This is a genomic window from Acidovorax sp. IB03 (assembly GCF_016406015.1).
Taxonomy (GTDB): domain Bacteria; phylum Pseudomonadota; class Gammaproteobacteria; order Burkholderiales; family Burkholderiaceae_C; genus Acidovorax; species Acidovorax temperans.
In genome coordinates this window covers 44354-54947 of the sequence record NZ_JAEFCH010000026.1, presented here as the reverse complement: position 1 = coordinate 54947, position 10594 = coordinate 44354, and the positions used below count along the sequence as shown (strand labels likewise).

Here is a 10594-nt window from a genome sequence, read left to right as displayed (position 1 = left end):
CAAGAACGCCGCATGAAACCCGGGCTAAGCGCTCCGAAATTCAGGGGCAACCTCACTGCACGAATCAACGCGCCGTGTGCATCTGCGGTCTCGGGCGGTCTGCGGCGTTGCAAATACTCGCAATAGCTACGGCTATTGCTGCGTTTTGCGCCTTGCAGCCCATCCCGATCCGCAGAGCACACTTGCCGCTCGATTCGTGCAGAGGATCCCTAGAGCCGATTTTCATACCCAAACCGGCAGCAAGACCTGCAGCCCCCAGCCCGTCAACGCGGTGGCCACCACCACCGCCCAGGGCGGCACCCGCCAGCGCAGCAGCGCAGCCAGCGCCACCAGCGCCAGGGCCACATCCGCCGCGCTGTGCAGCGCACTGGTGGCCACTGGCTGATACAGCGCGGCCAGCAGCAAGCCCACCACCGCTGCATTCACCCCGGCCAGCACACCCCGCGCCCAGGTCCGCTGGCGCAGCGGCGCCCACCAGGGCAGTGCGCCCGCCACCAGCAAAAAAGCCGGCAGAAAAATGCCCAGAATGCCCAGCAGCGCCAAGCCTGCTCCGGCCCAGCCAGGCGCCATCGCCGCACCCAAAAAGGCAGCAAAGGTGAACAGCGGGCCTGGCACGGCCTGGGTGGCACCATAGCCCGCTAAAAATGCGTCGGCAGACACCCAGCCGGGCTCCACCACGGCCGACTGCAGCAGGGGCAGCACCACATGGCCGCCGCCAAACACCAGCGCACCGGCGCGGTAAAACGCATCCACTACCAAGAGCGCAGAAGCTGTGCCGTCTGCGGCGGGCGCCACGGCCACCGACCACGGCAGCACCACCAGCAGGGCGGCGAACACTGCCAACAGCGCCAGCCCCCCGCGACGCGAAAGAGGGACAGCCCAGGCGTCCCGCGCGTCGGTTACCGCACTCGGCACCGCATCAGCTTGCTTGCGGCCCCAGGCCCACCACCCCACCAAGCCTGCCCCCAACATAGCAGCCAACTGGCCCACTACACCCGGTTGCACCAAGGTAATGGCACAGGCGGCCAGCATCAACGCCACCCGCCCTGCCGTGGCACACAACCCGCGCGCCATGCCCCACACCGCCTGGGCCACCACAGCCACGGCCACCACCTTGAGGCCCTGCACCAACCCTGCAGGCATGCCAAACCCGCCCGCAGAAAACCCGAGGCCCAACAACGCCAGCGCCAAGGCCGACGGCAGCGTGAACCCTACCCAAGCTGCCAGCGCACCACCCCAGCCACCACGCATCAGCCCCAGCGCCATACCCACCTGGCTGCTGGCCGGGCCCGGCAAGAACTGGCACAGCGCCACCAGGTCTGCGTAGCTGTGCTCCGTGAGCCAACGGCGGCGCACCACAAACTCATCACGGAAGTAGCCCAGGTGGGCCACAGGCCCGCCAAACGAGGTCAACCCCAGGCGCAGGAACACCCAGAACACCTCCCAGGGAGTGGCAGGTGCAACGGGGGACGTAGACGGACTTGGTGTGACAGACATGGCGCGTAAAGACAAAAACCCACGCCCAGCGAAAGCCAGACGTGTTTGTGGGATGCGGGGCGCTACTCTGCCACAGCGATATGGCTGAGTGACGAAAAGGCGCTCCCCAGGCGCACCGGGCCACCTGCGCTACTGACACAGGCCACCAAAGACAAAGCCTGTGGCGCTTTCGCATCGATCCCCCGAAAGGGGCAGCGCACGGGAAGATACCTTTACCTCGATTAGTTGTGTGTTGTCGTACAACAAATTGAGATTAAACGACAATTTTTCTCTCAGAATCGCTCCATCCAACCTGTCTCGGGTGAAATCGGGCCATCAGTCAGCATCAGATTAAGTCAGCTTCTCCCTTGTAACCAGAGGCATCACATAGTGATTTCCCCCAGAAAAATCCCCTTGTGCTGGCTTTTTTCATGTTGTACGATGACCAACAACATTTTACCAACGGGAGACAATTCCATGACCATCCTTCGCCGCTCCGCCGTACTGGCAGGCTTTGCCCTGCTGGCCACGGCCAGCGCCTTTGCACAGAACGCGGCTGAATGGCCCAGCAAAACGGTGCGCATCATCGTGCCCTACCCGCCCGGCGGCAGTTCGGACATCATCGCGCGATCCATCAGCCAGGTGCTGTCGGAATCGCTCAAGCAAAGCGTGATCGTGGAAAACAAGGCAGGCGCCAACGGCAACCTGGGCGCCGACCTGGTGGCCAAGGCCGAGCCCGATGGCTACACGCTGCTGCTGTGCGACGTGGGCGCATTGGCCATCAGCCCGTCGGTGTACACCAAACTGTCGTTCGACCCGTCCAAAGACCTGCGTGGCGTGACCATGCTGGCCTACTCGCCCCACCTGCTGGTGGTGCACCCCTCGGTGCCGGTGAACAACCTCAAGGAACTGGTCGCCTACTCCAAGAAGAACGACCTGAACTTTGCCGTGACGGCCACCGGCAGCGCACCGCACCTGGCAGGCGTGGCACTTGAGCGCGCCAGTGGCGCCCGCTGGCAGTACATCCCCTACAAGGGCGGTGTCACCGCCATTCAAGACACCGTGGCCGGGCAAACCCAGGTGCTCATGAACGGCATGCTGGCCACCCTGCCCCAGGTGCAAAACGGCAAGCTCAAGGTGCTGGGCGTTTCCAAGTCCACGCGCATGCCGCTGATTGGCGACGTGCCCACTATTGCAGAGCAAGGTATCGCGGGCTATGAATCGGGCACCTGGCAAGGCGTGCTGGTGCCGCGTGGCACACCGGAAGCCGTGGTGCAAAAGCTCAACAAGGCGCTCATCACCGCCATCCGCGCGCCCGAAATCCGCTCGCGCCTGGCCGGCCAGGGGGCTGAGGTGGTCACCATGACGCCCGCCGAGCAAGACCAGTTCTTCACCAAGGAACGCGCACGCTGGGCCAGCGTGGTCACGGCCGCCAAGATCAAGCTCGACTGACGCACGCAGCCAGGGCCGCTGCGCCAGGCTGCGGCCCTGCACTGCACAAGAAGTGGCAAGGGTGCCGCATCCATCACAATGGAAAGCCTGCACGCCTTGCCTTGCCGAGAGCTGCTGCCCCAACTCCCCTGGCGTGGTTAGCCAGGGCTGCTTCGCTGAGTTGGGTGAGCGCTCAGACGGGCAAAGGCAATGAACTCTCACCTTTTTGCCCCATGACATCCAGCCCCCCTCTCACCCTGGACATGCCCGCCCCCACGGCTGGCGAACTCAAAGCCGCACGCATCGCCGCAGGCCTGAGCCAAGTGCAGGCGGCCGAGTTGATGGGCTACCCGGTGCAGCAGGGCAGCCGGGGCGGCCTGCAGTCACGCACCTGGCAAGCCCTGGAAAGCGAAACCGATGAGCGCACCATGCAAGGCCCCGTGTTTGCCATGTTTTTGCTGCTGACGGGGCAGCACCCCACGCATGCGCTGGTCCACAAAACCTAGCCCGCCTTAACAGGGCCCCTGCACGCCACGGACCCCGGGCTTTATCAGAACGCCACTTTCACGCCCACGGTGATATTGCGCCCCATCCGCGGCGCAGCGGTTTTGATGAACGAGGTGTGGGCGTAGGCCAAGCGGTCGGTCAGGTTGTTACCCTTCACGTACAACTGCCAGGGCGAGCCATTGGCCAGCTTGCCGTGGTAGGCGGCGCCCAGGTTCAGCATGCCGTAGCCGGGCGTCGCGGTTTCAAACGTGGTCACGCGGTTTTGGCGGGCCACTTGCACCCATTCCACCTGGCCCTCCCAGGCCTGCCAGTTGGCATCGAGCCGCAAGCCAGCGCGGGTGGCCGGGATGCGCGGCAGATTTCCACCATCGTCGAGCTTGGCGCGCACGGTGTCGCCAAACAGCGTGAGCCCCAAGTTGCGTGTGAGGGCCTGGCGCACCTGGCCTTCGATGCCGGTGAAGGTGGCGTTGGCCTGGCTGTACTGCAGCAGCTGCAGGCCATCCAGCGCATCGAGCGTGCGGCCATAGATGTAGTTGTTGACCTTGTTGTGGAACACGCTCACGCCAAAGGTGGTGTCGCCACTGGTCTTCTTCAGGCTCACGTCGATGTTTTGCGAGGTCTCTGCACGCAGATCAGCGTTGCCCCGCTCGTAGGTGCTGGTGGCCATGTGCAGGCCCCGGGCGTACAGCTCTTCGGCCGACGGCGCACGGCTGGCGCGGGTGAACGAGGTGCCCACCTGGTAGCCCGGCGTGAAGCGCCACACCGCGCCCAGCGATGCCGAGGTGCCGTTGTGGCTGCGCTCGATGCCCGTGGTCTGCGCCTCGGCCGTCTGGCGGTCGTGGCGCAGAGCACCCTCAAAGCGCCAGTCGCCCAGGCGGTATTCCTCCAGCACAAACAACCCCACCTTGCGGGTGACGGTGGGCTCCACGTAAGCCTCTTCGCCTTCGGCGCTGAACTTGCGCTGCGAGGTCTGCAAACCCACCACGCCCTTGAACCCGGCGATGGGCTCGTGCTGCAGCTCCACGCGGGTGTCATAGGCCTTGTTCTTGAAGGTGGTGCTGACGGCACCGTCTTCGACCTCGTCGTGCACGTAGTCGGTCACGCCCGCACGCAGGCGCAGGGCCGAGAAACCTGCGAACGGGTTGCGCAGCTCGCCGCGCACGTCAAAGCGTTCGCTGCGCAAATCCACCACGGGCACATCGCCATGGTCGTGATCTTCATGGTCGTGGTCATCGTCTTCGCCCGCATGGGCACCGCAATGCAGATGGTCGCCATGGGTGTGGCAGCCTTCAAAGCTGTGGTTGTGCCCCGGCAGGCCGTACTTGGCCGTCTGGCGCGTGTAGGCCGCGCCCAGGTAGCCGCGCTCGCCCACCCACGACAGCCCCACGCTGCCCGTGTCGGTGCGGTTGAAGCTGCCCGGCACCTTGCGGGTGGCCTCGCCCTCAGGCGCCCAGCCCTTGCCCACGCGGTAGTCGCCCGCGTCGCGCGCCACGCCCTCCACATGCACCGCCAAGTGGCCAGCTCCACCGGTCAGCGATAAAGCACCCGCCCCCTCGCGGGCGCCGGTGTTGGCACGCAGCTCGGCGCTGCCTTCGTACCCTTTTTGCGGAATGGCCGTGGGCACCTTGCCATCGAGCACATTGACCACGCCGCCCACGGCGCCGTTGCCGTACACCAGGGCCGATGGGCCGCGCAGCACTTCGATCTGCGTGGCCAGCATGGGCTCGGACACCACGGCGTGGTCGGGGCTGATGGTGGAGGCATCGTGCAGCTCGGCACCGTCGCTGAGCACGCGCACACGCGGGCCGTCCATGCCGCGAATGATGGGGCGGCTGGCCCCGGCGCCAAAGTGGCTGCTGGTGATGCCGGGTTCGCTGCCCAGCGTCTCGCCCAGCGTGGCCTCGCGACGGCGCACCAGTTCATCGCCTTCAAGCACTGTGACAGGCGTGGTCATGTCGCCCGCGCCCAGCTGCAGGCCGCTGGCAGAGACGGTGACGGCAGGCAGGCTGGCTTCGGCGGACGCGGCTGCCTGGGTCTGGGCCAGCGCGCAGCCCCCTGCAGCCAGCAAAGCAACGGCCAGGGCCACGGGGCGCAGGGCAAGGCGGCGGGATGCCAATGTGGAATGAATCATGAGAAACCTTGGAAATCAAAAAATCAGACGCGAACAGGGCAGCAACCGCAGTGCGCGGCGCGCGGCGTGCCACAGCCCACGCGGGCACAGACCCGCCTGCCCTGCGACGATGAAGACAAAAAAGCACGCTAGCGCCCGCCAATCAAGCGCCAGCAGCTATCAAATCAGGAGTAATGAGCGCCCTACCCACCAGCCCGTGGCACAGCACGGGGTTTAGCGGGGGGCCAAGAACGCACAGGGCCCACCAGGGGCCGAGCCCCCGGCAGCAAAAGCGGTGGGGGTCAACGCAGTGATTCAGGCCCGCAAGGCTGCGGGCGGTGCGCGGGCCTGGAACAGGGCTTGGTGCAGCACCCACCCGTGCTGCACCAAGCCCATTGGGGCGTGGTGGGCGCTGGAGAAGGCAGGCAAGCCCGGCGCAGAGGCCAGCAGACCATCGGCCAGGGCCAACTGATCCAGCTGCAGACAGTCCAGCCCGCTGGTGTGGGCGGGCAGCAGGGATTCGATCAGCGCGGCTGCGGCTGGTGCCGCCTGCGCACGGGCATGGGGGTGCGCAGCATCACCGGCATGGCCCGTATGTGCAAACCCCTGGATGGGCACCGTGCGGTGGTCGCCAGAATGCAGCGCCTGGTGCACCCGGCCCAGGGTGGGCACCCATGCCAGAGCCAGCAGCAGGCAGGCCAGCCAAGCCACCTGCCATGCGCGCGCACCGGCACCCGGGCGCACGGCGGTGCACACACGCTGGTGGGGCCGTGGCAAAGGCAGGCGCATGGCAGATGAAAGGCGAAGAGATTTCAGCAGCAAAAACAGGGCAAAGGGGCGCAGCAGCAGCCCGTTACTTCACAGGCACTGCCTCTACCAGACGGTAGAACAGGCCGTAGGGGTCGTTGGGCAGCACGTTGAACTTGCCTTCGACCACCACGGGTTCCAGCGAATAGCGCACGGGGGTCTTGGCTTTGACTTCGACCATGCTCTCAGGCCCGCCGGGAATGCAGAACGAGCAGGTCAAGGGCACCGAGGTGAGCAAAAAGTGCTTCTGTGTGGGTTTGGCATCCATGGGCACCATGAAGCCCTGGATGCGCTGCACCGTCTGGTGCATGCCTTGCTGCTGCGCGTTGAACACCGGCAGCACAGCGTTGGCCGTGGTTTTCTTGGTCAGGTCGGTCAGCACCGACCAGGGCACCACATCGCTTCGCACGGGCAGCGGCGCAATGGGGCTGTTGGGGCTGTGGTAACCGGCCCCGCTGCCCGCCACCGCTGGCTGCCCGTGGGTGCCGGGCGGCAGGGGTGAACTGAGCGCCGGAGTGCCTGCCGCGCCTGATGCCTGCGCGTACACGCTTGCCGCCCCTGCCCCGCACGCCACCACGGCACAGGCCAGCACAACGGCACGCCAACGCGCTGCCCCAAGGCTAGGCGCGTGGCTGGTGGCATAGGGGCAGGACAGCAGGCGGGGCATGGGCAGACTCTTCTTTCAATCAGCGAAAAAATCAGGCAGGAGGGACGCGCCTCAATGCGCGTGCTTCATGCCGCAGTATTTTCCGATGGCCAGGTTTTTGCAGGCCGCCTGCAGTTCTTTCATGCACACGGCTTCGCCGTTGCCGCCTTCCAGGCACTTGGCGGCGGCTTCATGGGCTGCGGCCATGGCGCGGTGGCGCTCGATGTCTTCCTTGGTCTGCTTGTCAGAGTGGGCCTGTGCCAGGGCGGCAGCGCTGGCCAGCAGCAAGGGGGCAACGCACAGGGCGGTCCAGAGTTTTTTCATGGTGATTCCTTTCAGGTGAGATCAACGAACAACAAAACACACACGGCACACCACGCGGCATCAGGGCTGCACCAGCAGATCGGCCACATCGGTGCGATAGGCCTGCATGGCTGGCAGTAGCGCTGCCAGTGCAGCCACCAAGCCCGCCAGCAGCGGCACACCGGCCTCTTGCGGCAACCACACGGCGCCCGTCACGGGCAGCAGGCCTTGGGTCTGCAAGGCCCAGCCCAGGGCATGCGCCAGGCCGTGGCCCAGCAGCAGGCCCAGGGCGCAGGCCAGGGCCGCCAGCCACAGCGCTTCGCACAGCACCAGCCCGGCCACGCGGCCCGGCGGCGCGCCCAGCATGCGCAGCATGGCCAGGTCAAAGCGGCGCTCGCGCACGGCATTCCACAGCGCGATGAACACACTCAGCGCCGCCACGGCCAGCAGCACGCCGCCAAAGGCGCGCAACACGTCGGCGCCTACGCCCAGCAGGCGTAGCAGGCGGGTCACTTCAATGGCCGGTGCGGCGGCCTGCATCGAGGTGTTGGCATTGATGGCACGCGGCAGCGACACAGCCGCCAGCGGCGTGCGGTAGCGCACCAGGGCCACGGTCACCTCGCGCTCCTGCTTCAGGATTTCCAGGTCTTCGGGGTCTTCGGCCGTGGCGGCTTCGTGCACCTGCCACACCGATTCGGTGCTGGTGAGGATGAGCCGGTCGAGCACGCAGCCGCAGGGCGCCAGCACGCCGCTGACGCGGTAGGGGTGGTCGCCATGCGCATGCCCGCCCCCGCCCAGCCCGTGGCTGCCGATGAAGGTGGCCCCCACCAGGGGCTGGCCGGCATGGTCGGGCTTGACGATGCCGCGCGCTGCGCTGGCGCCCAGCACAGCGTCCATGGGCTGCTGCCACAGCGCGCCTTCGGCCAGGGTGGCGCGGTAGTGCGCCACGTAATCCGGCGTGGTGCCCACGATGCGATAGCCCTGGTAACTGTCACCCAGGCTGAGCGGCACCACCTGGGCCACCAGCGGGTTTTGCTGCAGCGCCTGCACCTCTTGCAGGGGGATGTTGCCCGTGGGCACGTCGATGTGGAACACCCCCGCCAGGATGAGCTGCAGCGGGCTGCCCTTGGCCCCCACCACCAGGTCAATGCCTTCCAGGTCACGCTCAAAGGCCCGGTCGAGCTGGGTGGACACCAGCAGCACCAGCGTGATCGCCGCCAGCCCCAGGGTGAGCAGCAACAGGTTGAGTGCCGCAGCCAGCGGCCGCGACCACAGGTAACGCCATGCCAACGCGGCTGTTTTTGCTATATTTTTCATAGCTACTGCCGCTTATCTAACGGGCGTTGGATGCCGATTTGATTCAAAATATAACCCTGAGGGGTAGCGGCGGTGCCAGCATTCAAGTCCAGCCGCTGCAAACGCGGCACAGCGGCCAGGGCTTGCACCACGCGCTGGTCATGGGTGGCAATCACCAGGCTGGCGCCGCAGGCAGCGGCGCTGGTTTGCAGCAGGGCCAGGGCATCGGCAGCGGCTTCGTCGTCAAGGCTGGCCGTGGGCTCGTCGGCCAGCAGCAGCTCGGGCTGCAGCAGCACGGCGCGGGCCAGGGCCACGCGCTGCGCCTGCCCGCCCGAGAGCTGGTGCGGCTTGCGCCCGGCCAATTCGGCCACGCCCACCTGGGCCAGAGCCCGGGCAATGGCGGCATCGTCGCGCGGGCGGCCTGCCGCAAAGTAGGCCAGGGCCAGGTTGTCGGCCACCGTGAGGGCACTGCTCAAATGCAACTTTTGCGGCAAAAAGCCTATGCAGCGTGCGCGCCAGGCGTCCAGCTCAGCCCCGCGCTGGGTGCCCAGCTGAATACCCGCCACAAACAGATCACCGCCCGTGGCAGCCCGAAGCCCCGCCACCAGCGCCAGCCAGGTGGATTTGCCGGTGCCCGATCGCCCCTGCAGCAGCAAGGTGCCGCCCTGCGGCAGATCTACATCGGCAAACTGCAACTGTGGCCCCGCGCCATAGCGGTAGGCCAGGCCCCGGGTGCGGATCATGCGGAGGCCCCTGTGCCAGGGTGGGCGCAACCCGCGCAACGGCCACGCACGGCAATGTCTACCGCCAGCCCCTCGTGCCCGGCCGAGGCCAGCGCCTGCAGCACTTCTTGCAGGGCCGACTGCACTGGCGCTGCGGTTTGCGACAGGCGAAACTGCTGGTGGCAGTCGTCGCACTCAAAGCGAGGGGCTGCGCCCTCTTCCCCCTGCGGTGCCAGCGCATAGCGCATTACACGCGCGGCATCGACCTGCTTGTGCAGCAGGCCTGCAGCGGCAAAGCGGTCGAGCATGCGGTACACCGTGACGCGATTGACCGGGGCGCCCGCAGCGGCCAGGGCGGCTTCCACCTCGGCCTCCGACAAGGCGGCGTGGGGGCGCTCGTGGTACAGCCGTTCCAGCGCCCGGGTGGCCCGGGTGGCGCGCATGCCCGGCGGCAAAGCCCAGGCCAGGGGCTGGTCACTAGAGGGGCAGGCTGTCGAAGACATAAGGAATTGCAGCGCCTATTCGGGCTGCGTTTAACGCAAACGGGTTGCATTATGCACACCCCCAGTCACCACAAGCCCCTTTGCGCGCGGCACATGCCACTACCCACGGCAGGACATGAGCCTCGGCAACCGGTTGTTCTGCGCTCCGTCAGCGCAAAAACCAGCCAGGCCTCAGTCTTTCAGATAGCGCGCAAACGTCTTGCGGAATTTCTCCACCTTGGGGCCCACCACAAATGCGCAGTACCCGGCGTGAGGGTGGTTCGCAAAGTAATCCTGGTGATAGGCCTCGGCCGTACTGTAGTTCGAAAGCGGCGCCACTTCGGTGGTGATGGGGGCGCTGAACAGCTTGTCTTGCGACATCTGGCGGATCATGGCGCTGGCCACTTCACCATGCTCGGGCTGGTCGTAATAGATTCCGCTGCGGTACTGCGTGCCCACATCGTTGCCCTGGCGGTTCAGGGTGGTCGGGTCGTGGGTGTGGAAGAAGATTTCCAGGATCTCCTCCAGGCTGATTTCGTCAGCATCGAACGTCAGGCGCACGACCTCGGCATGGCCTGTGTCGCCCTGGCAGATTTGCTCGTAAGTGGGATTGACGGTGTGGCCATTGGTGTAGCCACTTTCCACGTCGGTAATGCCGCGCACACGGTCAAACACCGCCTCGGTGCACCAGAAGCAGCCGCCGCCCAAAGTGATGGTTTGCAAGTTCATGGGTGTTGATTCCTTTGCGGCCCATTATTCCGCGCGGCCATAACCCTTGGGGCGAGTGCAATTGACCTGCGCCCCACGACAACGG

The 10594-nt window shown here is 66.1% G+C and carries 11 protein-coding genes; 2 read left to right on the top strand and 9 right to left on the bottom strand.

Features of this window, described 5'->3' with window-relative positions; translation table 11 throughout:
• Positions 1–222: 222 nt before the first annotated feature.
• Positions 223–1497 (bottom strand): chromate efflux transporter, encoded by a 1275-nt coding sequence (chrA, locus tag IHV84_RS14135; RefSeq protein ID WP_198847333.1) that lies wholly within the window; start codon positions 1495–1497, stop codon positions 223–225.
• A gap of 456 nt (positions 1498–1953) precedes the next feature.
• Between chrA and IHV84_RS14130 the strand changes: the two genes are divergently transcribed.
• Together IHV84_RS14130 and IHV84_RS14125 are read left to right on the top strand one after the other, a co-directional pair.
• A complete protein-coding gene (locus IHV84_RS14130; RefSeq protein ID WP_044400611.1) occupies positions 1954–2928 on the top strand; it encodes a tripartite tricarboxylate transporter substrate binding protein in 975 nt (324 codons plus the stop codon).
• A gap of 212 nt (positions 2929–3140) precedes the next feature.
• The gene (locus IHV84_RS14125; RefSeq protein WP_066690372.1) at positions 3141–3413 is read left to right on the top strand and encodes a helix-turn-helix transcriptional regulator; all 273 of its coding nucleotides are present in this window, start codon (positions 3141–3143) and stop codon (positions 3411–3413) included.
• 44 nt (positions 3414–3457) lie between these two features.
• On the opposite strand, the gene IHV84_RS14120 is transcribed toward IHV84_RS14125, so the two are convergent.
• From IHV84_RS14120 to msrA, 8 genes are all read right to left on the bottom strand, one after another.
• On the bottom strand, positions 3458–5545 hold the full coding sequence (locus IHV84_RS14120) for a TonB-dependent receptor domain-containing protein (protein WP_233100025.1): 2088 nt from the start codon (positions 5543–5545) through the stop codon (positions 3458–3460).
• 294 nt (positions 5546–5839) lie between these two features.
• The gene (locus IHV84_RS14115) at positions 5840–6313 is read right to left on the bottom strand and encodes a hypothetical protein (protein WP_198847332.1); all 474 of its coding nucleotides are present in this window, start codon (positions 6311–6313) and stop codon (positions 5840–5842) included.
• Positions 6314–6377: 64 nt separating this feature from the next.
• Positions 6378–6998 (bottom strand): DUF3299 domain-containing protein, encoded by a 621-nt coding sequence (locus IHV84_RS14110; RefSeq protein ID WP_233100024.1) that lies wholly within the window; start codon positions 6996–6998, stop codon positions 6378–6380.
• Between the two features lie 51 nt (positions 6999–7049).
• Entirely contained in the window at positions 7050–7301 is a 252-nt protein-coding gene (locus IHV84_RS14105; RefSeq protein ID WP_198847331.1) for a hypothetical protein, read from the bottom strand.
• Between the two features lie 60 nt (positions 7302–7361).
• Positions 7362–8597, bottom strand: a complete 1236-nt coding sequence (locus IHV84_RS14100; protein ID WP_198847330.1) for an FtsX-like permease family protein — start codon at positions 8595–8597, stop codon at positions 7362–7364.
• 2 nt (positions 8598–8599) lie between these two features.
• Complete coding sequence (locus IHV84_RS14095) at positions 8600–9319, bottom strand: ABC transporter ATP-binding protein (protein ID WP_198847329.1); 720 nt, start codon at positions 9317–9319, stop codon at positions 8600–8602.
• A complete protein-coding gene (locus IHV84_RS14090) occupies positions 9316–9741 on the bottom strand; it encodes a Fur family transcriptional regulator (RefSeq protein ID WP_198847335.1) in 426 nt (141 codons plus the stop codon). Before IHV84_RS14090 ends, IHV84_RS14095 begins: the two co-directional genes overlap by 4 nt.
• A gap of 231 nt (positions 9742–9972) precedes the next feature.
• Positions 9973–10509, bottom strand: a complete 537-nt coding sequence (msrA, locus tag IHV84_RS14085; protein ID WP_198847328.1) for a peptide-methionine (S)-S-oxide reductase MsrA — start codon at positions 10507–10509, stop codon at positions 9973–9975.
• Positions 10510–10594 lie beyond the last annotated feature (85 nt).

Bases quoted from the DNA above. Each gene is read 5' to 3' on its own strand.
- IHV84_RS14100 (WP_198847330.1), bottom strand. From the start codon at position 8,597: ATGAAAAATATAGCAAAAACAGCCGCGTTGGCATGGCGTTACCTGTGG.
- IHV84_RS14110 (WP_233100024.1), bottom strand. From the start codon at position 6,998: ATGCCCCGCCTGCTGTCCTGCCCCTATGCCACCAGCCACGCGCCTAGC.
- IHV84_RS14095 (WP_198847329.1), bottom strand. From the start codon at position 9,319: ATGATCCGCACCCGGGGCCTGGCCTACCGCTATGGCGCGGGGCCACAG.
- IHV84_RS14130 (WP_044400611.1), top strand. From the start codon at position 1,954: ATGACCATCCTTCGCCGCTCCGCCGTACTGGCAGGCTTTGCCCTGCTG.
- msrA (WP_198847328.1), bottom strand. From the start codon at position 10,509: ATGAACTTGCAAACCATCACTTTGGGCGGCGGCTGCTTCTGGTGCACC.
- chrA (WP_198847333.1), bottom strand. From the start codon at position 1,497: ATGTCTGTCACACCAAGTCCGTCTACGTCCCCCGTTGCACCTGCCACT.
- IHV84_RS14120 (WP_233100025.1), bottom strand. From the start codon at position 5,545: ATGATTCATTCCACATTGGCATCCCGCCGCCTTGCCCTGCGCCCCGTG.
- IHV84_RS14105 (WP_198847331.1), bottom strand. From the start codon at position 7,301: ATGAAAAAACTCTGGACCGCCCTGTGCGTTGCCCCCTTGCTGCTGGCC.
- IHV84_RS14115 (WP_198847332.1), bottom strand. From the start codon at position 6,313: ATGCGCCTGCCTTTGCCACGGCCCCACCAGCGTGTGTGCACCGCCGTG.
- IHV84_RS14090 (WP_198847335.1), bottom strand. From the start codon at position 9,741: ATGCGCGCCACCCGGGCCACCCGGGCGCTGGAACGGCTGTACCACGAG.
- IHV84_RS14125 (WP_066690372.1), top strand. From the start codon at position 3,141: ATGACATCCAGCCCCCCTCTCACCCTGGACATGCCCGCCCCCACGGCT.